Below are 21,592 nucleotides of genomic sequence, written 5' to 3'. Positions count from 1 at the left end.
CTGATCGCATGACTGAACCCAGCACAGGCGATCCGGGCGCGCTCGCCGCGCGGTTGGCGGCCCTGCCCGACGAGCAGTTGCTGGCCGTCCTGGTGGTGGCCGCGGCGGGCCGCGACAAGCTGGCCCCGCTGTACGAAGCTGCCACCCGGCTGCTGTCGGAAACCGGGCAGAGCGCGGCGGCGCCCGCTGTGATTCCCGGCACCCCGCCGCCCCCCGGCTATGGAGCCGCAGCCGATCTCGGTTCGTCGTCGCAGGTGGGCGGGGGTGTCGGCGCGGCCACCGGGCCGAGCGGGGGAGCAGCCGGTGGCTACAGCACTTCCGGTGTGCCGACGTTCGGCTCCGTTCGCGATAAGGTCGAGCGGCGTTTCGGCACCGCGTTCGGTGCACGGGCACTCGGTAGGCAGAGCCCGGCCGGCCGCGGCGCCGACGAACAGTGGGAAGCGCGTGAACAGGCCGCGCGGGAACGTCTGGCACAGATTCGCACCTCTTTGCACGAGGGCGAAGGGTCCTGATCCCGCCCGGCCCGCGCCGGAGCGACACGGGATGGGGCGATACCTTCGCCTTCGCTGCGGCCTCCGCCGACCGCATGGGGCTGCTTCGAAGGAGGATTTGTGAGGGGATACCTTCGCCTTCGCTGCGGCCTCCGCCGACCGCATGGGGCTGCTTCGAAGGAGGATTTGTGAGGGGATACCTCCGCCTTCGCTGCGGCCTCCGCCGACCGCATGGGGCTGCTTCGAAGGAGGATTTGTGAGGGGATACCTTCGCCTTCGCTGCGGCTTCCGCCGACCGCATGGGGCTGCTTCGAAGGAGGATTTGTGAGGGGATACCTTCGCCTTCGCTGCGGCTTCCGCCGACCGTATGAAGCCGCTTCGAAGGAGTATTTGTGACCGAGGACGATACCGCACGCGTACTCGCCGGACGGCTGCTCGATGCTCAGGTGCAGTGGCTGCTGAGCGAAGTGAGCGGGGACCGGTTCGCCGAAGTCGTCGCCCGGGATGTGGCGGCCGCGCTCGAAGTCGCGGGCACGGCGCGCGCGGGCGAGGTGGTCGAGATCGAACAGCTCGAGCAGACCGTGGCCACCCTGGTCGACAAGGTCGGCGGCAGCGCGGTCCTGGCGGATACCGCCGGTCTGTTCGCCGACGCGATCTACGACAGCATCGCCGCCAACGAGGACCACACCCTGGGCGAACTGGTCGAGCGCGAACCGGTCGAGGCGCTGCTGCAGAAGATCGTGGATATGCACCAGACCCAGGAACGGGTTCTGGAACGACTGACCGACAGTCCCCTGGTGGCCACCGTCGCCTCCAAGTTCGTCGACAAACTGGTCGGCGATTTCGTGGAGGCCAACCGGCAGCGCGCGGAGAAGATCCCCGGTATGGGCACACTCATGTCGCTCGGGCAGTCCGCCGCCGACCGCGCCCGCAAGGTCGCCGAATCCAACACCATCCTCGGCGATATCGCGGGCAAGGGCGCCCTGTACGCCCTCAAACGCACCAACAACGCCATCCGCGAAATGCTGCGCGACGCCCCCGTGCACGACGCCACCATGGAGTTCTGGGATCTGCACGCCGACGAACCGATCAGCGGCCTGCGGGAGTACCTCACGAAACAAGACCTCCACGAACTCGTCGCGCTCTGCTACCGCATCGCGGTGACCACCCGCGAGAAGGAGTATTTCGGCCTGCTGGTGGCCGAATGCGTGCAGGTTTTCCACGAGAAGTACCGGGACCACACGCTCGCCGAGCTGCTCACGGAGCTGGGCCTGACCGGCGAGGACATCGTCACCGAGATCCTGCGCTACGGTCCGGCGGTGGTGGCGGCCGCCGAACGGGACGGAGTGCTGGCGGGGTTGATCCGGGAGCGGCTGGAACCCTTCTACTACTCCGACGAGATCTTGAAGATCCTCACTCCGGCCGAGTAGCGGAGGCGGCACCGTGCCGTCCATCGGGTGGATCGCTCACCGCCGCGCCACGACCGCCCGTTCCACCGCGCCGAAGGCGATATCACTGATCTTGCCGAGGCCGGCCAGCAGCACGATGGCCAGCAGCATGATGTCGGTGCGGCCGGTGTTCTGACTGTCGATCAGCAGGAATCCGAGGCCTTTCGAGGATGCGATGAGTTCGGCGGCGACCAGGAACAGCCAGCCGTTCACCAGACCCAGCCGCAGCCCGTTGAGGATCGAGGGCGCCGCGGCGGGCAGCATGATCCGGGTGAGCAGGGCCGCGCCGCGCAGGCCGTAGGCGCGGCCGACCTCGATCAGCTGCGAATCCACCTGGGACAGCGCCGAAGCGGTGGTCGTGTAGATCGGGAAGAACGCGCCGATGGCGACCAGCACGACCTTGGGTTGTTCGCCGATCCCCAGCCACAACAGCAGCAGCGGCACCCAGGCCAGGGACGGCACGGTGCGCAGGATCTCCACCGTCGGCGCGAGCAGGCGACGGGCGAGGTCGGACAGTCCGATCAGCGTGCCCAAGGCCAGCGCGGCCGCCGCGCCGGCCAGATAGCCGATGATCTCGCGCTGCACACTGATGGCGAGATGGTGCCACAGCGCGCCGTCGCCGAGCAGGTCGGTGGCGGCGGAGAACACATCGGCCGGCGGCGGCAGCTGGGACGGCGAGTACAGGCCCGCCGCGGTGACGAGCTGCCACAGAGCGAGCAGCGCGAGCGGCACGATCAGGCCGAGCCCGATCTGGGCCCACCGCGGCGGGCCGACGGTCCGCGGAGCGTCCGTGGCGGTATCGGCGACCCGCGGTGTGGTGCTCATGCAGCGGCCCGCGCCGCGAATTCCGGCTCGAACAGGGTCTCCAGCGCGTCGGTGGCGGCCTCCGCCGACCGCACACTGCCGTCACCGACGATGATGGGTACCACCCGCTCCAGCACAGTGCGCAGCTCCGGGCCCGGCACCGGGTCGTTGTCGAGCACGGTCCGTTCCAGTTCCTCCGCGGCGACCTCGGGGGTGACGCTCGCCTCCCGTGCCAGCAGCGCGGTCAGTTCCACCGGATGCGCGAGCGCCCACTCACGCGCGGTCCGGTACGCGTCCACGACCGCCTGTGCCCGGTCGGGATGTTCGGCGAGGAAATCCTCCCGGGCGTTGAGGGTGCCGTAGGTGGTGAAATCCGGGTTCCGGTAGAGCAGTTGCGATTTGCCCTCCTGCCGGCTCTGCGCCATATACGGGTCCAGGGCAGCCCAGGCCGCCACCGCACCGCGCTCCAGCGCGACCTTTCCGTCCGAGTGCTGGAGGTTGACGATATCGACATCCTTGCCGGTGAGCCCGGCGGTGGCCAGCGCCTGCAACAGGAAGAAGTAGGGGTCGGTGCCCTTGGTGGCCGCGATCTTGCGGCCGCGCAGGTCCGCGACCGAACCGATCGGGGAGCCGGGCGCTACGGCCAGCGCCGTCCATTCCGGTTTGCTGTACAGCGATACGACTTTGATCGGAGTGTTGTTGGCCCGCGCCAGCAGCGCGGCGGACCCGGCGGTCGATCCCACATCGATGGCTTCGGCGCGCAGGTTCTCGTTGGCCTTGTTACTGCCCGCGGACAGTACCCAGGTCACGTCGTAACCGGCGTTCTCCAGAAGCTTCTGGTCCCGCACCACCAGGCTGAGCGGGTTGTAGTAGGCGTAGTCCAGCTTGATATCGGCGCCGCCCGCGTCACCAGATCCCTCACCCTGAACACAGCCGGCGGTCAGCGCGGCCACCGCCGCGGTCAGGATCGCCAGGGCGGCACGGAATTTCATCGGACGGTCTCCTTCACGAGAACCTCGGCGGCCGGGGCCGCGCCCGGCTCGGGGACTCCGAGCCGGTCGAGCAGAGTGGCGCGCAATGCGGTGAGCCGGCCGTCGGAGCGTTCCCGGGGCCGGGGTCCGGGCACCTCGAAGATCGCCCCGATGCCGGAGCCGCGACCGGGCTCCGGTTCCAGCAGCACGATCCGGTCGGCCAGCACCAGCGCTTCATCGATATCGTGGGTGACCAGCACGACCGTGGTGGCGACCTCACTGTGCACCTCGAGCAGCAGGTTCTGCATCTTCAGCCGGTTCAGCGCGTCGAGGGCGGCGAAGGGTTCGTCCAGCAGCAGAACTCCGGGCCGCCGCACCAGGGCACGCGCCAGGGCCGCCCGCTGGGCCATCCCGCCGGAGATCCGGCGGGGCCGATACTCCGCGAAACCGGTGAGCCCCACGATCTCCAGCCAGGTCCGCACCGCGGCGGCGCCGACGGCCCGGCCCGTGCCGGCCGGCAACCCGAGCGCGACATTGCCGGCCACATTCCGCCACGGCAGCAGGCGCGGCTCCTGGAAAACCACCGCGCAGCGCGGGTCGACCCCGATGATGGGCCGATCGTCGATGGTCACCGAACCGGCCGAGGGCCGATCGAGGCCGGCGATGAGTCGCAACAGGGTCGATTTCCCCGATCCGGACGCGCCGACGAGCGCGATGATCTGCCCGGGCGCGATATCGAGCTCGATATCGCGCAGCACGGTGGTGGGTCCGAAACTGCGGCGGACCCCGCGCAGCGTCAGGGCCGCGGGATGCAGGACGGTCGAGCTCACCGGGGGAAGGTATGCGCTTCGCCGCCCGGTGAACAGGTTTATACGAGGCGTGATTCGAACGATCGGCCGGTCACCGCCGGCCCCGGCCGTCCGCCGTCTAGGAGGAGCGGACCTGCGCGGTGTCCTTCTTATCCAGTTCCGCACGTTCGGCGAGCAGATCGCGGATCTCGGTCAGCAGGGCGATATCGGCCGGGGTCGACGGTTCGGCGTCCACGTTGTTGCGGGCGTAGAAGCGTTTCTGCATGGTCTTCATCGGCAGGATGAGCGCGAAGTACAACACTGCCGCGACCATGACGAAATCGATGGCGGCGCTGATGATCGGGCCGAGCGCGATGAAGGTCGCGGGTTTGCCCGCGAGCAGTGTGACACCGAAACCGAACTGGCCGCTGCCGCCGAGTAGGGCCAGCAACGGCTCCACTACGCCCTTGGTCACCGAGCTCACCACCGCGGTGAAGGCGGTGCCCATCACGACGGCGACGGCCAGATCGATGACGTTCCCGCGCATGACGAAATCTTTGAAACCTTTGAGCATCAACCCACTCCGTATCGAACGCTGCTGTTCACCGCCGGTCCCGGTCCCGCCCGCTGGGCGGTACCGCTGCGATCGAGGTCCCGGCGCTACACCGCAGGTGATGGTGGCAGCCGGGATTGCGCCGCGCAAACCGGCGGCGATCGGATGCGTGCCCTTGTCCGCCGGAATCCGCGTCCCGGGTGGCGTCGCCGGACCGGCGGCCCGCGCCGCACCGCGCTAAGGTCGAGACATCGCCGGGCGAACAGCAATCAGGAGGAACCGTGGCATCGACGACACTGCTGGGCCGGGCGGTCCGGGGCTTCAACACGGGAGTGGTCGCCCTGCTCGGCGCCCCGGTGCTGGGCCCCCTGCTGGGTAAGGGGTTCGTGGAGATCGAGTACGTGGGGCGGCGGTCGGGCCGGACGTTCCGGACCCCGGTGAACTATGTGAAGAAGGACGGCGGCCTGCTCATCGGTGTCGCCATGCCGGACAAGAAGACCTGGTGGCGCAACTTCCTCGGCGAGGGCGCGCCCATTGTGCTGCACTTCCGCGACGGCGATCGGCGCGGGCACGCGACCGCCCGGCGCGACGAGAAGGGCCGTGTCGGCGTGCGGGTCCGGTTCGACGAGCCCGGCTGAGTTCGGCGCGGGTATCGAGAGCGCGGACGGGACGTTGTCGCGGGACGCGGAAAACAGGTGTGCGGCAGACCGGGCGAGCCGGTAGTCTTCCTGCCGTGTCGAGCCCGGAGGCATCCAGAGCAGGGCTGCCGGTCATCCCCGTCAGCCCCTGACCTTTCGCTATCTGTTCGCCGTGCCGCCTTCCGGCCGCATGGTCATCCGGTGATTCCCGGGCGCTGACCGGGGTGACGAGACGTCTCCTGTCTCTTCCACCTCGGAGCCTTTCATGCCTTTCGCTCTCTATCTGCTCGCCCTGGCGGTTTTCGCCATGGGCACTTCGGAATTCATGCTCGCCGGTCTCGTACCGGATATCGCGGCCGATCTCGGTGTGGACCTCGGTGCCACCGGTCTGCTGACCTCGGCATTCGCCATCGGAATGGTCGTGGGCGCACCGCTGATGGCAGGTCTCGCCCGGAACTGGCCGATCCGGTCGAGCCTGCTGGGTTTTCTGCTGCTGTTCCTGGCCGCGCATATCGCCGGAGCGGTGACCGGCAGTTTCTCCGTCCTGGTCGCTACCAGGGTGGTGGCCGCCGTGGCGAATGCCGGGTTCCTCGCGGTCGCGTTGACCGCGGCCGCGGCGCTGGTCCCCGCCGGCCGCCAGGGCCGGGCGCTGGCGATCCTGCTGGGTGGTACCGCCCTCGCCACCGTGGCGGGGGTGCCGGGCGGGGCACTGCTCGGGACGATGCTCGGCTGGCGGGCCACCTTCTGGGCGCTCGCCCTGTTGTGCCTGCCGGCCGCGGCCGGTGTTGTCCTGGCCGGAATCCCGGGGCGGCCGGGGCAGACCGCCGCCCCCGACCTCCGTCGCGAACTCGCGCAGTTGCGACGTCCGCGGTTGCTCGCGGTCATGCTGCTGGGGGCCCTCGTGAACGCGGCGACTTTCGGCAGTTTCACCTTCCTCGCGCCGTTGGTCACCGGGACAGGCGGGTTCGGCGCGTTCTGGGTGCCGGTGACGCTGGTGCTGTTCGGTGCGGGTTCCTTCGCCGGGGTGACGGTCGCCGGGCGGCTGTCCGACGAATACGCCGCGGTGGTGATCGCGGTCGGGGGCCCGCTGCTGTGCGGTGGCTGGTTCGCGCTCGCGCTGACCGCCGACCGTCCTGGCGCCCTGCTCGTCCTGGTGTGCGTGCTGGGTGCGCTGTCGTTCGGGGTGGGGAGCACGCTGATCGCGCGGGTGCTCCACGAGGCCGCGGGCGCTCCGACCATGGCGGGCTCCTATGCGACGGCGGCGTTGAACGTCGGTGCCGCGGCAGGGCCCGCCATGGCGGGGCTCGCCCTGGGGGCCGGTTGGGGCGACCGGGGGCCGATGTGGGTGAGCGGTGTCCTGGTGGGAGTGGCGCTGCTGCTGGCACTGCGCTTCCGCGCGATACTCACCGCGGCGGCGACTCGGTAGACGGCAGAGCCGGTGTGCGAGCGCGGTTTACCGGCCGGTGAACACCCGGTGGTGTGAACGGAACGTAACAGTGTCCAGAGTTCGACAACACGCGACCGGAATCGGTGTGCCGACCCCCTGCCGTTCGTTAATCTCACCCTCACCATCCGGATCGGCCGAGTGGCGTGGCGCAACGGCCAGGGTGATGGAGGTGCCGAGCGTGGGTACACCGTCGGTGATCGACACACGGGCCCGTGGTCCGCGTCTGTATCACGTACACCAGGATCATCCACTGGCCGTCGCGCTGCTCGCGGAACTCGCCATCGACCACAGCATCCGCTACGGCGGTACTGCCGGTGCCATCCACCGGCGACTCCGGGACTGCCCGGCCGCCGATTACTCCGCCCCCGACGGTGATCTGCTGGTGCTGGTGGATCACGGCGATCCGGTCGCAGGCGGCGGATTTCGCCGCTTCGATCCGACGACCGCCGAGATCCAACGTGTCTGGACCGCGCGTGAGCACCGGCGTAGCGGACTCGCGACCCGGGTGCTCGCGGAACTGGAAGCCGAGATGGTCCGGCTGGGCTATCGGGAGGCGCTCGTCACGGCCGGCGACCGGCAGCCCGAGGCACATGCGCTCTACCGTGCGGCCGGATACGCGGAGGTGGGTTCCGGTGCCGCCTGCTTCTTCCGGTTCTCGAAAGCGCTCGGTGCCGGAGCACGGCAGCTCGGCACGACAACGCCGGGTGCCGCGGCGCGGACGCGCGGCCGGGGTCGCCGGCGCGGGTGAGCCGGGCAGTCCGGCAGCGACTCCGGTGTCCCGCGGACGGGCCGCAGGGTGATCCGGTGGCCGGGACGGCAGTATCCTGGCGCCCGGTCCCGGCCCGCCGCGGCCGGAAAGGATTCCCGTGCTCGCATCCGTACTCTTCGCCGTGCTCGCCGCCGGACAGCTGGCGCTCGCCGGCCGGTGCGCGCTCCGGTTCCGGGAGAACGGTGACCGGCTGCTCCTCGTACCCGCCGTGGTGTGCGCGGCCTTGGCCTACGACAACGCGGTGCTCGCGGCGGGTCGCTGGATCGGCGCCGGTGCGACGCTGGAGAGCTGGTCGGCGCCCCGTTTCGTCGCCCATATAGTGCTCACTCCGCTGTTGATGCCGTGGGCGTGCGCCGCCGCGGCCCGAGCCGGGGTCGGAGGGGCGCGCACACGGTGGGTACGTGCCGCGGTCGCGGCGGTGACGGCGGCGGTGATCGTGGTGGGGGTGGCCGGCGAACTGACTCCGCTCACGCTGGAACCGCGGGAGTGGGCGGGCACCGTGCGCTACACCACCGCGCACGCGTCGGTGGGCGGACTGCTGCCGCCGGTGGTGACGGTGGTGGTCGTGCTGGTGGCGGCCGTGGCGGTGTGGCGGGCGCGGGGTTACCGGCTCTGGACCGTGACCACCGTGATCATGACGGTGGTCTCGGCGGCCATGCCACCCATGCTGCTCACCAACTGCGCCGAACTGGTGTTCACCGGAGGTGTCGTGGCGACCGCGCTATGGCTGGCGGAGCCGTCCCGGGCGCCCGGTGCCGAGGCGGGCGCGGCGCACTGAGGGAATTTCCGGCCGTGCGATGAATTCCGGGCACGGGGCCCGTCTGGTGTGATGTTCAGACCGGCCGGCTCGAATCGATCCGGCCGGACGCGGTACGGGCGTGCCCCGCAGCGAAGGAGAATCGGATGACCAACGGCAAAGACCTCGCACTGTCGCATATCGGTGTGCTGGTCGGAGATCAGCAGGAGGCCCTCGAGTTCTATCGGGATGTGATCGGCCTCGAGGTCCGTGCGGATCTGCCGCTGGGCCCGCTGCGCTGGGTCACCGTGGGGCCGGCCGGACAGCCCGGTATCGAGTTCATCCTGGAAACACCGTCCATGGTGCCCGACCCCGAACAGAGCGCCGAGGCGCAGCGCCGGCTGGCCGCGGGCGCGCACGGCACGCTGATCTTCGTCACGGAATCGGTGGACGAGACCTTCGCGCGGCTGCGCGACGCCGGGGTCCGGGTCACCCAGGAACCCGCCGACCAGGTCTACGGGGTGCGCGACTGCGGTTTCGCCGACCCCTGGGGAAACTTCCTGCGTTTCTCCCAGCCGCTGGGCTGAGCGGTAGGAGGGGCGTCACCTGTGCCGATAGCCGGATTCCGCGGCGTCCGGCGCACACAGTCGGCCCCGGCCGTGTGCGTCGTCACAGCTACCGGCACGGTGGCCGTCCATACTGCTGATCATGGGCGATGCGCAGACCGCTGAAGGAAACGACGCGACCCTGCCGCTGCGCGAGGACATCCGGTTCCTCGGCGGCGTGCTCGGCGACACCATTCGCGATCACGAGGGCCCCGAGGTCTTCGACCTCGTGGAGCGGGTGCGGGTGGAGGCGTTCCGAGTCCGGCGCGAGGAAGTGGAGCGCAGCGCGGTCGGGGAAATGCTGGCCGGGGTCGATATCGCGGTGGCGCTACCGCTGATCCGGGCGTTCAGTTATTTCGTCCTGCTGGCCAATCTCGCCGAGGACATCCAGCGCGACCGCCGCCGCGCCGCGCACGAGGCAGCGGGCGAAGCCCCGCAGGACTCCTCCCTGGCCGCCACCTACCGGAAACTGGACGCGGCCGCGGTGCCGGGCGAGCGGGTGGCCGAACTGCTGGCGGACGCGCTGGTGTCCCCGGTGATCACCGCGCACCCCACCGAGACCCGGCGCCGTACGGTGTTCGACACCCAGACCCGGGTCACCGAGTTGATGCGCCGGCGGCAGCGGGCCCCGGAATCCGAACGGGAACAGCTCGAGCTAGAGATCCGGCGGCAGGTACTCACTCTCTGGCGTACGGCGCTGATCAGGTTGTCGCGGCTGCGTATCCAGGACGAGATCGCGGTCGGTCTGCGGTACTACGAACTCACGTTGTTCGATGTCATCCCCGCGATCAACGCGAGTGTGCGCGCGGCGCTGGGGTCGCGTTGGCCCGAGCAGCGGTTGCTGCCGAAACCCATGTTGCGGCCCGGTTCGTGGATCGGCGGGGACCGGGACGGTAACCCGTATGTGACAGCGGAGGTGGTGCGCACGGCGGCCGCGCAGGCCGCGGGAGTGGCGTTCGCGCGCTACCTGCGCGAACTGGTGCAGTTGGAGAAGACGCTGGCACTGTCGGCGCGGCTGGTCCCGGTGATCGCGGAACTGCGCGCGCTCGCCGACCGCGGCTATCCGGACCCGACGACCTACGCCGACGAACCGTACCGGCGGGCGCTGTACGGCATCCGGGTCCGGCTCACCGCGACCGCGCGGCGCGCCGTCGCCGCGCTGGTCCCCGAGGCGGCGGGTCCCTGGGAGTTCGAATCGTCCGCCGCCGGCGAGGGCACCTCCGATGCTCCCTACGGCACGCCCCAGGAGTTGCTCGACGATCTCGACGCCGTCGATGCCTCGCTGCGCGCCGGCGGGGACGCACTGCTCGCCGACGACCACCTCGCGGCGCTGCGCTGTGCGGTGGAGACCTTCGGGTTCCATCTGCAGGGCCTGGATATGCGCCAGAACTCCGAAACCCATGAGCAGGTCGTCGCCGAACTGCTGGCCTGGGCGGGCGTGCATCCGGATTACCCGAGCCTGCCCGAGCCCGAGCGGGTGGACCTGCTCACCCGGGAACTGCGTACCCGCCGGCCACTGCTGGGACCGCGGGCGCGAATCGGCGAACTGGCGGCCAAAGAGCTCGGAGTCGTGCGCGCGGGCGCCGCCGTGGTGGCCGCGCTGGGCCCGGACGCGGTCCCCAACTACATCATCTCGATGTGTACCTCGGTCAGCGATCTGCTCGAGGCCGCCCTGCTGCTCAAGGAGGGCGGCCTGCTCGATCCGGGAGACCCGGACAGCGGACCCTCCTGCCCGGCCGGGATCGTGCCGCTGTTCGAAACCATCGAGGATCTGGCGGCCGGCGCGTCGACGCTGGCCTCGGCCCTCCAGGTGCCGGAGTACCGGGAGCTGGTGGCGGCGCGCGGCATGCGCCAGGAGGTGATGCTCGGCTACTCCGATTCGAACAAGGACGGCGGATACCTGGCCGCCAACTGGGCGCTGTACCGGGCGGAACTGGACCTGGTGGAGCTGGCGCGCGAACACGGGATCCGGCTGCGGCTGTTCCACGGCCGCGGCGGCACCGTCGGGCGCGGCGGGGGCCGCAGCTACGACGCGATCCTCGCGCAGCCCGCCGGCGCCGTGCGGGGGTCCCTGCGGCTGACCGAACAGGGCGAGGTCATCGCGGCGAAATACGCCGAACGCGGCGCCGCGCATCGCAACCTCGAATCGCTGATCGCGGGCACCCTCGAATCGACCCTGCTGGATGTCGAGGGGTTGGGCCCCGACGCCGAACCCTCCTACGCGCTCATGGACGAACTCGCGGACCGGGCCCGCGCCGCCTATGCGCGCCTGGTGCACGAAACCCCCGGCTTCGTGGAGTACTTCCGGCAGTCGACCCCGGTCGCCGAGGTGGGCGATCTCAATATCGGCAGCCGTCCCGCCTCCCGTAAACCCACCAACTCGGTCTCGGATCTGCGGGCCATCCCGTGGGTGATGTCCTGGAGCCAGGCCCGGGTGATGCTGCCCGGCTGGTACGGCACCGGGACCGCGCTCGAGGAGTGGATCGACGGCGATCCGGACCGGCTGGCCCGGCTCTCGGATCTGTACCGCCGCTGGCCGTTCTTCCGGACCGTGCTGTCGAATCTCGCGCAGGTGATGGCGAAGAGCGATCTCGCTATCGCCGCCCGTTACGCCGAACTGGTCGACGATATCGATCTACGCAAGCGCATCTTCGGGATGATCGAGCGCGAGCACGCCCGGACCGTCGCCGTCCATGCCGCCATCACCGGCAACGATCATCTGCTGGCCGACAATCCATCGCTGGCGGAGTCCATCCGCAACCGGTTCCCGTATCTCGAGCCGCTGAATCAGATGCAGGTCGAACTGCTGCGCCGGTTGCGTGCCGGGGACGATTCCGAACTGGTGAAACGCGGCATCCTGCTGACGATGAACGGTTTGGCCACGGCACTGCGTAACTCGGGCTGATCCGTGCCGGCCGGCCGGGCGGGTACCGGTGCGGGCTCTGTTCGTCTCGGATCGGGCTCGGTGTCACCCGCGGCGGCGCCGGTCGTCGTACCGTCGGCTGTATGACGACCTGGAGTGAATTCACCGCCGAGGCGCCACGGATCAGCGAGATCTTCCGTCGTCGCCACACCGCGACCAGCAATCTGTGCATGCTCGCCACCTTGCGTTCGGACGGATTTCCCCGGATCAGTCCGGTGGAGCCGCTCATTTTCGAGGAGAAACTGGTGATCGTCGGGATGCCGGGCACCACCAAATTCCGGGATCTCGCGCGCGATCCGCGCTTCTGCCTGCACACCGCGACCGAGGACACGATGGTGTCCGACGGAGACGCCAAACTGTTCGGTCGGGTGATCGATGATCCGGATACCGCATTGCACGCGCGTTTCGCCGAGTACCTGTACGAGGACAGCGGTCTGGATCTGCGGAACCAGCCGTTCGAGCATTTCTTCGTGGCGGACCTGACCTCGGCGTCGTCGGTCGAGGTCGGCGACGACCTGCTGCGGGTCACCATCTGGAAACCGGGTGAGGGCGAGCGCGTGGTCGAGAAGCGTTAGACCCGGGGCTCGCGGGTCGCCGCCGTGTCACGGTACGCCCGCCAGCCGCAGTGCGGCCGTGGTCGCGGCCGCGGCCACGAGGGCCGCGGGCAGCGGCGTCCGGAACCGGTAGAGCACACCGGCGGTCAGGACTCCGGCCGGGCGCGCGATCCCGGCCACGGTGCTGTCCTCGGTCAGGGCGGTGGTGCACACGAGGGCGGCGAGTACGACGACGGACGCGTTCTCGAGAAGCGCGGTGGTCCGCGCAGAGACAGTGATCCGTGACCCCAGTACGGGTCCGGCGAGGCGGAAGGCGAATGTTCCGGCCGCCAGTGCGAGGGCGGCGCCCACCAGGTATCCGAGGTCGTTCATCGCGCGCGCGGCCGGGGGATTGTGCGGGCGGCGGCCATGGCGGCCAGCAGAATCGGCAGGCCGGCGGGCAGCAGCGGAGTCGTGAGCAGGGCGAGGGCGGACCCGGCGAGGGCACCGCGCCGGACAGTGGGTTCACGCAGCGCGGGCATGATCAGCCCCAGTAAGACCGCCGGGAACACCGCATCCACCCCGAAGACACCCGGGTCGGGCACCGCGGTGCCGAGTAGACCGCCCAGCAGCGCCCCACCGGGCCAGCACACCAGAATGCCTGCTCCGCAGGCCAGGTAGGCGGCCCGGCCGTGGTCGGTCGTGCGCTGGGCCAACGCCACCGCCACGGTCTCGTCGTTGAGCAGGTGGGCACCGCGGAGGCCGCGCAGCCCGGTGCCGAGGACCGCGGGGACCGCGAGGCCGTAGCCGATATGGCGTGCGTTGATCAGCAGGCCCGCGCACAGGGCGGCGAGCGGGCTGCCGCCGGCGGCGACGATACCGACGAACAGGAATTCCGAACCGGCGGCCAGGACGAGCACACCGAGCGCGACCGGGAACCACAGTGGGAAACCGGCCGCGATCGCCGTGGCCCCGTAGGACATACCGGCCACCGTGACCGCGACGCAGAGCGCGGTGATCAGTGAGCGGGTCGGCGGATCGACCGTTCGCCATAACGAACGCATGGCTACCATAGTGAACATGGACGCTACCGTTCGTCAAACCGAACAAGACGATGATGTACCGAACAATCGGCCGGAGCGCTCCGGAGCGAGTCGCGACCGGGCCCCGCAGCAGCTGATCGCCGCATCACTGCGCCGCGAGCGCCTGCGCGCGGAGCTGTCGCTGACCGAGGTGGCCCGACGGGCCGGTATCGCGAAATCGACCCTCTCGCAGCTCGAATCGGGCAGCGGCAACCCCAGCCTGGAGACCCTGTGGGCGCTGTGCCTGGCGCTGGAGGTGCCCTTCTCGCGCCTGCTCGACCCGCCGCGCCCGCAGATCCGGGTGATCCGGGCCGCGGAGGGGCCGGCGGTGTTCTCGGCCGAGGCCGATTACCGGGCCACGCTGCTGGCGGTCGGACCGGCGGGGGTGCGCCGCGATATCTACCGCGTCGTCGCCGAGCCCGGGCCGCGGCGGGCCTCGCAGCCGCATCTTCCCGGAACCGTCGAACATGTCCTGCTCGGTGCGGGGCGCGCGCTCGTCGGGACGGCCGACGGGCCGGTGGAACTCGCCCCGGGCGACTACATCGCCTATCCGGCCGATGTTCCGCACGTATTCGAAGCCCTCGCGCCCGCGACAGTGGCCACGCTGATCTCCGAATATCCCTGACGAGCCGGTGTCCGGCCGGTCATCACTGCCCGGTGAAACGGGGGGTGCGCCGCTCCAGCATGGCGGCGACGGCTTCGTCGTGATCGGCGGTGTGGTGGGTGAGAGCCTGCATCGCGGCGGAGAGCTCCAGCAGTGTTTCCAGGCTCTGCTGCTGGCCCTCGCGCAACAGGCGTTTGGTCATCCGCAGCGCATGCGGTGGATTGACCGCGATCTCCGCGGCGAGCCGGTGCGCGGTGTCGAGCAGTCGATCGGGTTCGACGACCTCGTTGACCATTCCCCAGTCGAGCGCGGTGGCGGCGTCGATGGCGGCGCCCGTGAACGCCAGCTGGCTGGCGCGGGCCATCCCCACCGCCCGCGGCAGCAGCCAGGCGCCGCCGTCCCCGGGGATGAGGCCCAGGCGGACGAAGCTCTCCGCGAAGGTGGCGGTGGTCGCGGCGATCCGCATATCGCACATGAGTGCGAGATCGCAGCCGGCGCCGATCGCCGGGCCGTTCACCGCGGCGATGGTGGGGATCTCGCAGTGATACAGCGCCTTGGGGATGCGCTGGATACCGTGCCGGTAGCCCTGGCGCAGGTCGGCCGGGGCGCCGCCGAACATTCCGGCCTTGTCCCGCATGTGCTTGACATTGCCGCCGGCGCTGAACGCCGTACCCGCTCCGGTGAGGATGGCCACCCGGATCGAATGGTCGCGGTCGGCGGCCCGGACGGCGTTCTCCAAGGCCTCGATCGTCGCCTCGTCGGAGATCGGATTGCGCTGCTCGGGATTGTCGATGGTCCAGACGACGACGTCGCCGGTGCGCTCCACGCGCACGGGTGCGGTCACGGTAACTCCTCGGGCCACGGTGCTGCGGTCATCGGCAACAATGCCCGATCGGGTCGGGCGGGGCGAGTGCGAGGTACGGTTCGGCACGGCGGCCGTGGTCTCCGCGAGGTACGCGGCTTCTCGCGTGGGCGCGTTGCCGGGAGCTGCCGCGACCGGCCCGTTCCGGTGGTTGCGCTCGTGCGCCAGCCGCGCGGTGAGGCCGACCAGGGTGCGGGTGCGTGACTCGAGCCGGGCGAGTGCGGTGCCGAGTTCGCTGTCCGGGACCGTGGTGAGGTCGCAGGAGAGCAGCGCGTCGACGGCCTGCTCCAGGGCGCCGAGCCGGTCTCGAAGCCTGCCGTTCGAACGCATGTTCTAAATGCTAGCCGATGGGCTGGTGATCCGTGATCGTCCGTCCGGCGGATGCGGCGGATGGATCCGGCCGCTGGCAGGGGGCGTACGGGGACCAGTTTGTGAATGGGCTTGCATGGTCGTGCATAATCATCACATGGCTGATCTCACGGATATGCCCGACCGGAACGGACCCCTGCGCGTGGCCGTCGCCGGTGCCAGTGGTTACGCGGGCGGGGAAGTGCTGCGTCTGTTGCTGGGGCATCCGGAGTACCGAGCCGGGCGCCTCGAGATCGGGGCGCTGACCGCTGGTAACAACGCGGGTACCGCCCTGGGCGCACTGCAGCCGCAGCTGCTGCCGCTGGCGGATCGGATCCTCGCCCCGACCACGGCCGCCGAACTGGCCGGCCACGACATCGTGTTCCTCGGTCTGCCGCACGGACAGTCGGCGGCACTGGCGGCCGACCTACCGGAGTCTACGGTGATCATCGACTGCGGTGCCGACTTCCGGCTCACCGACCCGGCCGCCTGGGACCGCTACTACGGCGGACCCCATGCGGGGAGCTGGCCCTACGGTCTGCCGGAGCTGCCCGGGGCGCGGGAGTCGTTGCGGGGCGCCACCCGGATCGCGGTCCCCGGCTGCTACCCGACGGTCAGCAGTCTGGCGCTGGCTCCCGCGGTCGCCGCGGGCATCGTCGAGCCGACGGTACACGTCGTCGCCGTCAGCGGCACTTCCGGGGCAGGCCGCAAACTCGATGTCGGCCTGCTCGGATCCGAGGTCATGGGGTCCGCGCGGGCCTACGGCGTGGCCGGTGCGCACCGGCACACCCCGGAGATCACACAGAACCTGTCGGCGGTCGCCGGTGCGCCGGTCCGGGTGTCGTTCACTCCCGTGCTCGCGCCCATGCCGCGCGGAATTCTCGCCACCTGCACCGCACCGGTGCGGGTGGACGCGGCCGAGGCACGCGCCGTCTACGAGAAGGCCTACGCCGACGAGCCCTTCGTACATCTGCTGCCCGAGGGCGTCCTGCCCCAGACCGGGTCGGTGCTGGGCGCCAACTCCGTCACGCTGCAGGTCGCCGTCGATGCCGACGCGGGTCTACTCGTGGTGATCGGTGCGATCGACAATCTGACCAAGGGCACCGCCGGCGGCGCGGTGCAGTCCATGAACCTCGCGCTCGGCTTCGACGAAACCGCCGGGCTGTCCACTGTAGGAGTGGCACCGTGACCACCGACCAGAACGGAAACCTCGTGCACAACCAGGGCGTCACCGCACCGCTGGGCTTCCGGGCCGCCGGGATCGCCGCGGGTATCAAAGCCAAGGGTGGCCCCGATCTCGCGCTCGTCTTCAACGAGGGCCCCGACTACGCGGCGGCCGGTGTGTTCACCACCAACAAGGTGAAAGCCGCACCGGTGCTGTGGTCGCAGCAGGTACTGAAGGCCGGACGGCTCCGCGCGGTGATCCTGAACTCCGGTGGGGCCAACGCCTGCACCGGGCCGGAGGGCTTCCAGGACACCCATCGCACTGCCGAGGAACTCGCCGCGGCGCTGAGCAACTGGGGCACCGAAACCGGGGCGGGGGAGATCGCGGTGTGCTCCACCGGCCTCATCGGTGACCGGCTGCCGATGGACAAACTGCTGCCCGCGGTCACCGAGATCGTGCACGAGATGGGCGGCGGGATGTCCGGAGGCACCGATGCCGCGCACGCCATCATGACCACCGACACCGTGCCGAAAGAAGCGTCCCTGCACCACCCGGACAAGTGGAACGTCGGCGGGATGGCCAAGGGCGCGGGCATGCTGGCCCCCGGTCTGGCGACCATGCTGGTCGTGCTGACCACCGACGCCGTGGCGAGTGCCGAACAACTCGATACCGCGCTGCGGCGGGCCACCCGGCTCACCTTCGACCGCCTCGATGTGGACGGCGCGATGTCCACCAACGATACGGTCCTGCTGCTGGCCAACGGCGCCAGTGAGGTCACGCCCACCCAGGACGAACTGGATGCGGCCGTGCTCGCGGTCTGCGACGATCTGGCCGGCCAGCTGATGGCCGACGCCGAAGGGGTCACCAAGCGGGTGCTGGTCACGGTCGAGGGCGCGCGCAGCGAGGACGACGCACTCGTCGCGGCCCGGATCATCGCCCGGGACAGCCTGGTCAAAACCGCCATGTTCGGCTCCGATCCGAACTGGGGGCGGGTGCTGGCCGCGGTGGGCACCGCGCCCATCGAACTGGACCCGGATCTGATCTCGGTGTCGTTCAACGGCTTCCCGGTCTGCGTCGACGGCACGGGCGCGCCCGGCGCGCGCGAGGTCGACCTGTCCGGCGCCGATATCCATGTGGTCGTCGACCTGCGCCTCGGCGAGGGCACCGCCACGGTCCGCACCACCGACCTGTCCCACGGCTACGTCGAAGAGAACTCGGCCTACAGCTCATGACCGACGCGTTGCACGAACTGTCCGCGCTGGACAAAGCCCATATTCTCGCCGGTGCGCTGCCCTGGCTGCAGAGATTCCGCGACAAGATCGTGGTCGTGAAATACGGCGGCAACGCCATGATCGACGACGGCCTCAAACGCGCCTTCGCCGCCGATATGGCCTTCCTGCGCACCGTCGGCGTGCATCCGGTGGTGGTGCACGGCGGCGGACCGCAGATCTCGGCCATGCTGAAACGCCTCGGTCTCACCGGGGAGTTCCGCGGCGGCTTCCGGGTCACCACGCCGGAGGTGATGGATGTGGTGCGGATGGTGCTGTTCGGTCAGGTCGGCCGGGAGCTGGTCGGCCTGATCAACGCGCACGGGCCCTACGCCGTCGGGATCTCCGGTGAGGACGCCCGGCTGTTCACCGCGACCCGCCGCACGGTTGTCGTGAACGGAGAGGCCACCGATATCGGACTGGTCGGCGATGTGACCGATGTGCACCCGGATTCGGTGCTCGATCTCATCCGCGCGGGCCGGATCCCGGTGGTGTCCACCATCGCCCCCGACGCCGACGGCGTGGTGCACAACATCAACGCCGATACCGCGGCCGCCGCGCTGGCCGAGGGAATCGGCGCCGAGAAACTGGTGGTGCTCACCGACGTCGAGGGCCTGTACACGAATTGGCCCGACCGCTCCTCGCTGACCAGTGTGATCGACACCGACGCGCTGGCCGACCTGCTGCCGTCGCTGGACGCGGGGATGGTCCCCAAAATGGAGGCATGTCTGCGCGCGGTCCGCGGTGGCGTATCGGGCGCACACGTCATCGACGGTCGCGTACCCCATTCGGTACTGCTGGAGCTTTTCACCGGGGAGGGAATCGGGACCATGGTCACACCGCCGGCGAACGAGGAAAACGGAGTCAGAGCATGAACACTGCGGAACTGCGGCAACGTTGGTCGAACGTGATGATGCGCAACTACCCCACTCCGGAGGTCGTGCTGACCCGGGGGACCGGCGCGGTGGTGTACGACGCGGACGGCAACCGCTACGTCGATTTCGTGGGCGGGATCGCGGTCAACAGCCTCGGTCACGCACATCAGGCCATCCTGAACGCGGTGATGGACCAGCTCGGCACGCTCGGACACGTCTCGAACCTGTACGGCAGCGAACCGGTGATCGAGCTCGCCGAGCGGCTGCTCGGGCATTTCGGTGACGGTGACGGTCGTGCCTTCTTCTGCAACTCCGGCACCGAGGCCAACGAGGCGGCCTTCAAACTCGCCCGGCTCACCGGCCGCCGCAAGATCATCGCCTGTGACGAGGCGTTCCACGGCCGCACCATGGGTGCGCTCGCACTCACCGGTCAGCCGTCCAAACGCGCGCCGTTCGAACCCATGCCGCCCGGCGTGGTGCACATCCCCTACGGCGACGCGCGGATCCTGGAGCGCGCGGTCGATGCCGATACGGCCGCGGTCTTCCTCGAGCCGATGCTCGGCGAGAGCGGTGTGGTGGTACCACCGATGGACTACCTGGTGCGGGCCCGGGAGATCACCGCGCGCGCCGGGGCGCTGCTGATCCTGGACGAGGTCCAGACCGGTATCGGCCGCACCGGCAAGATGTTCGCGCACCAGTCGTTCGGTATCACCCCCGATGTCATCACCCTCGCCAAGGGACTGGGCGCCGGTCTGCCGATCGGGGCGGTGCTGGCCACCGGGCCGGCGGCCGAACTGTTCACGCCGGGTATGCACGGCACCACCTTCGGTGGTAATCCCGTCTGCGCGGCCGCGGCCCTGGCCGTGCTGCGCACGCTCGAGGACGACGGGCTCCTCGAACACGTCGAATCGGTGGGTAAACGGCTCAGCGACGGGATCGCGGTGCTCGAGCATCCGCTGATCGCCGATGTGCGCGGGGCCGGACTGCTGATCGGGATCGGGCTGACCGCTCCGGTTGCGCCCCGGGTCGAGGCCCATGCGCGGGCGGCCGGATATCTGGTGAACCCGGCCAAACCCGATGTGATCCGGTTGGCGCCGCCGCTGGTGCTCACCGAAACCCAGGCCGACAATCTCGTGCTGGATCTGCCCGGGATCCTCGACGAGGTGCTGGCCGAAACGAAAGGACCGCGCGGATGACCGCCTCCCTACAACCGGCCACCGCTGTCCGCCATTTCCTGCGTGACGACGACCTGACACCCGCCGAACAGACCGAAGTGCTGGCTCTGGCCGCCGAACTGAAGAAGAGACCGTTCGCGCACCGGCCGCTGGAGGGACCGCGCGGTGTCGGGGTGATCTTCGACAAGAACTCCACCCGCACCCGGTTCTCCTTCGAGCTGGGTATCGCCCAGCTCGGCGGGCACGCGATCGTGGTGGACGGCCAGACCACCCAGCTGGGGCGTGACGAAACGCTGGCCGATACCGGGCGGGTCCTGTCGCGTTATGTCGAGGCCGTCGTCTGGCGGACCTTCGGCCAGCAGCGGTTGGAGGAGATGGCGTCGACCGCCACGGTTCCGGTGGTCAACGCGCTGTCCGATCAATTCCATCCCTGCCAGGTGCTGGCCGATCTGCTCACCATCACCGAGCACAAGGGCGGGCTGCGCGGGTTGCGGCTGGCCTACTTCGGTGACGGCGCCAACAATATGTCCCATTCGCTGCTGCTCGGCGGGGCCACCGCCGGACTGCACGTCCGGATCGCCGCACCGGCGGGTTTCCTCCCGGCGCCCGCGGTGATCGAAGCCGCCGAGGCCCGCGCCGCCGAAACCGGCGGCAGCATCGTCGTCACCGAGGATCCGCTGATCGCGGCCAACGGCGCCGATGTGCTGGTCACCGACACCTGGACCTCCATGGGTCAGGAGAGCGACGGTCTGGACCGGGTCGGCCCGTTCCGGCCATACCAGGTGAACACCGAGTTGCTGGCCCGGGCCGGTGCCGACGCCATGGTGCTGCACTGCCTGCCCGCGCATCGCGGCGAGGAGATCACCGACGAGGTACTCGACGGGCCGCAGAGCGTGGTCTGGGACGAGGCGGAGAACCGGCTGCACGCGCAGAAGGCGCTGCTGGTGTGGCTGCTGGCACGCAAGGACGCGCGACGACGATGAGCGAGGCCCGGATACATTCGGCGGGACCGGTCACCGCCGCCACCCGCGCCGGCCGGCAGTCGCGGATCATCGCGCTGCTGGCCGCGCATCCGGTGCGCAGTCAGACCGAACTCGCCACCCTGCTCGCCGCGGAGGGAATCGAGACCACTCAGGCGACGCTGTCGCGCGATCTGGACGAACTCGGTGCGGTGAAACTCCGAGCCGCCGACGGCGGCGCCGGCGTGTACGTGGTGCCGGAGGACGGCAGCCCGGTGCGCGGGGTCACCGGTGGCACGGGGCGGTTGGCCAAACTGCTCGGTGATCTGCTGGTCTCCACCGATTCCAGCGGTAACATCGCGGTTCTGCGCACTCCGCCGGGGGCGGCGCATTTCCTGGCCAGCGCCCTGGACCGGGCCTCGCTGCCCTATATCGTCGGCACGATCGCGGGAGACGACACCATCGCGGTGATCGCGCGCGAGCCCCTCACCGGCGCCGAACTGGCCGCGAAGATCGAGAACCTCGCCTGACCGCCGCGGTCGTACCCA

The 21,592-nt window shown here is 69.9% G+C and carries 23 protein-coding genes; 16 read left to right on the top strand and 7 right to left on the bottom strand.

Going from position 1 to position 21,592, the window contains the following annotated elements; all coding sequences use genetic code 11:
• Positions 1–8 precede the first annotated feature (8 nt).
• Complete coding sequence (locus NF4_RS33710) at positions 9–512, top strand: hypothetical protein (protein ID WP_063131447.1); 504 nt, start codon at positions 9–11, stop codon at positions 510–512.
• Between the two features lie 371 nt (positions 513–883).
• Positions 884–1,921 (top strand): hypothetical protein, encoded by a 1,038-nt coding sequence (locus NF4_RS33705; protein WP_063131446.1) that lies wholly within the window; start codon positions 884–886, stop codon positions 1,919–1,921.
• Between the two features lie 36 nt (positions 1,922–1,957).
• Here the strand turns inward: NF4_RS33705 and NF4_RS33700 are convergent, their stop codons facing one another.
• The 4 genes from NF4_RS33700 to mscL form a co-directional block, all read right to left on the bottom strand.
• Positions 1,958–2,764, bottom strand: a complete 807-nt coding sequence (locus NF4_RS33700) for an ABC transporter permease (RefSeq protein WP_084533782.1) — start codon at positions 2,762–2,764, stop codon at positions 1,958–1,960.
• Positions 2,761–3,735: an aliphatic sulfonate ABC transporter substrate-binding protein gene (locus NF4_RS33695; RefSeq protein WP_063131445.1), complete on the bottom strand. Its 975-nt coding sequence runs from the start codon at positions 3,733–3,735 to the stop codon at positions 2,761–2,763. Before NF4_RS33695 ends, NF4_RS33700 begins: the two co-directional genes overlap by 4 nt.
• Positions 3,732–4,514, bottom strand: coding sequence for an ABC transporter ATP-binding protein (locus NF4_RS33690; protein ID WP_157120745.1), 783 nt, complete (start codon positions 4,512–4,514; stop codon positions 3,732–3,734). Before NF4_RS33690 ends, NF4_RS33695 begins: the two co-directional genes overlap by 4 nt.
• 127 nt (positions 4,515–4,641) lie before the next feature.
• The gene (gene mscL / locus NF4_RS33685; protein WP_063131443.1) at positions 4,642–5,076 is read right to left on the bottom strand and encodes a large conductance mechanosensitive channel protein MscL; all 435 of its coding nucleotides are present in this window, start codon (positions 5,074–5,076) and stop codon (positions 4,642–4,644) included.
• A 260-nt stretch (positions 5,077–5,336) separates the two neighbouring features.
• Between mscL and NF4_RS33680 the strand changes: the two genes are divergently transcribed.
• From NF4_RS33680 to NF4_RS33650, 7 genes are all read left to right on the top strand, one after another.
• Positions 5,337–5,693, top strand: coding sequence for a PNPOx family protein (locus tag NF4_RS33680; protein ID WP_063131442.1), 357 nt, complete (start codon positions 5,337–5,339; stop codon positions 5,691–5,693).
• Positions 5,694–5,958: 265 nt separating this feature from the next.
• Entirely contained in the window at positions 5,959–7,119 is a 1,161-nt protein-coding gene (locus tag NF4_RS33675; RefSeq protein WP_063131441.1) for a Cmx/CmrA family chloramphenicol efflux MFS transporter, read from the top strand.
• A gap of 199 nt (positions 7,120–7,318) precedes the next feature.
• Positions 7,319–7,888: a GNAT family N-acetyltransferase gene (locus NF4_RS33670; protein WP_198165571.1), complete on the top strand. Its 570-nt coding sequence runs from the start codon at positions 7,319–7,321 to the stop codon at positions 7,886–7,888.
• A 118-nt stretch (positions 7,889–8,006) separates the two neighbouring features.
• Positions 8,007–8,687: a hypothetical protein gene (locus NF4_RS39890; protein WP_063131439.1), complete on the top strand. Its 681-nt coding sequence runs from the start codon at positions 8,007–8,009 to the stop codon at positions 8,685–8,687.
• 125 nt (positions 8,688–8,812) lie between these two features.
• Positions 8,813–9,232, top strand: coding sequence for a VOC family protein (locus tag NF4_RS33660; protein WP_063131438.1), 420 nt, complete (start codon positions 8,813–8,815; stop codon positions 9,230–9,232).
• A 121-nt stretch (positions 9,233–9,353) separates the two neighbouring features.
• Positions 9,354–12,155, top strand: coding sequence for a phosphoenolpyruvate carboxylase (ppc, locus tag NF4_RS33655; protein ID WP_063131437.1), 2,802 nt, complete (start codon positions 9,354–9,356; stop codon positions 12,153–12,155).
• Between the two features lie 101 nt (positions 12,156–12,256).
• Entirely contained in the window at positions 12,257–12,748 is a 492-nt protein-coding gene (locus NF4_RS33650; protein WP_063131436.1) for a pyridoxamine 5'-phosphate oxidase family protein, read from the top strand.
• A 27-nt stretch (positions 12,749–12,775) separates the two neighbouring features.
• On the opposite strand, the gene NF4_RS33645 is transcribed toward NF4_RS33650, so the two are convergent.
• Positions 12,776–13,099, bottom strand: coding sequence for an AzlD domain-containing protein (locus tag NF4_RS33645; RefSeq protein ID WP_063131435.1), 324 nt, complete (start codon positions 13,097–13,099; stop codon positions 12,776–12,778).
• Complete coding sequence (locus NF4_RS33640) at positions 13,096–13,788, bottom strand: AzlC family ABC transporter permease (protein WP_369690967.1); 693 nt, start codon at positions 13,786–13,788, stop codon at positions 13,096–13,098. Before NF4_RS33640 ends, NF4_RS33645 begins: the two co-directional genes overlap by 4 nt.
• On the opposite strand from NF4_RS33640, the gene NF4_RS33635 reads away from it, so the two are divergent.
• The gene (locus NF4_RS33635; protein WP_084533785.1) at positions 13,787–14,413 is read left to right on the top strand and encodes a helix-turn-helix domain-containing protein; all 627 of its coding nucleotides are present in this window, start codon (positions 13,787–13,789) and stop codon (positions 14,411–14,413) included. The two genes, NF4_RS33640 and NF4_RS33635, sit on opposite strands and share 2 nt — an antisense overlap.
• Positions 14,414–14,435: 22 nt before the next feature.
• Here NF4_RS33635 and NF4_RS33630 read toward each other — a convergent pair whose 3' ends face one another.
• Positions 14,436–15,236, bottom strand: a complete 801-nt coding sequence (locus tag NF4_RS33630; RefSeq protein WP_063131482.1) for a crotonase/enoyl-CoA hydratase family protein — start codon at positions 15,234–15,236, stop codon at positions 14,436–14,438.
• A 502-nt stretch (positions 15,237–15,738) separates the two neighbouring features.
• Between NF4_RS33630 and argC the strand changes: the two genes are divergently transcribed.
• From argC to NF4_RS33600, 6 genes are read left to right on the top strand one after another with little or no spacing between them, the layout of a single operon-like run.
• The gene (argC, locus tag NF4_RS33625; RefSeq protein ID WP_063131481.1) at positions 15,739–16,791 is read left to right on the top strand and encodes an N-acetyl-gamma-glutamyl-phosphate reductase; all 1,053 of its coding nucleotides are present in this window, start codon (positions 15,739–15,741) and stop codon (positions 16,789–16,791) included.
• The gene (gene argJ / locus NF4_RS33620) at positions 16,788–17,999 is read left to right on the top strand and encodes a bifunctional glutamate N-acetyltransferase/amino-acid acetyltransferase ArgJ (RefSeq protein WP_063131434.1); all 1,212 of its coding nucleotides are present in this window, start codon (positions 16,788–16,790) and stop codon (positions 17,997–17,999) included. The genes argC and argJ overlap by 4 nt, the downstream gene beginning before the upstream one ends.
• Entirely contained in the window at positions 17,996–18,910 is a 915-nt protein-coding gene (gene argB / locus NF4_RS33615; RefSeq protein ID WP_063131433.1) for an acetylglutamate kinase, read from the top strand. Before argJ ends, argB begins: the two co-directional genes overlap by 4 nt.
• On the top strand, positions 18,907–20,106 hold the full coding sequence (locus NF4_RS33610) for an acetylornithine transaminase (protein ID WP_063131432.1): 1,200 nt from the start codon (positions 18,907–18,909) through the stop codon (positions 20,104–20,106). Before argB ends, NF4_RS33610 begins: the two co-directional genes overlap by 4 nt.
• Entirely contained in the window at positions 20,103–21,068 is a 966-nt protein-coding gene (argF, locus tag NF4_RS33605; protein ID WP_063131431.1) for an ornithine carbamoyltransferase, read from the top strand. Before NF4_RS33610 ends, argF begins: the two co-directional genes overlap by 4 nt.
• Complete coding sequence (locus NF4_RS33600) at positions 21,065–21,574, top strand: arginine repressor (protein ID WP_063131430.1); 510 nt, start codon at positions 21,065–21,067, stop codon at positions 21,572–21,574. The genes argF and NF4_RS33600 overlap by 4 nt, the downstream gene beginning before the upstream one ends.
• The last annotated feature ends 18 nt before the right edge of the window (positions 21,575–21,592 follow it).

The sequence above is a fragment of the Nocardia fusca NBRC 14340 genome (assembly GCF_001618425.1).
Classification (GTDB): domain Bacteria; phylum Actinomycetota; class Actinomycetes; order Mycobacteriales; family Mycobacteriaceae; genus Nocardia; species Nocardia fusca.
The sequence above is the reverse complement of the archived record's forward strand: the minus strand, read 5'-3'. Positions and strand labels throughout refer to the sequence as shown.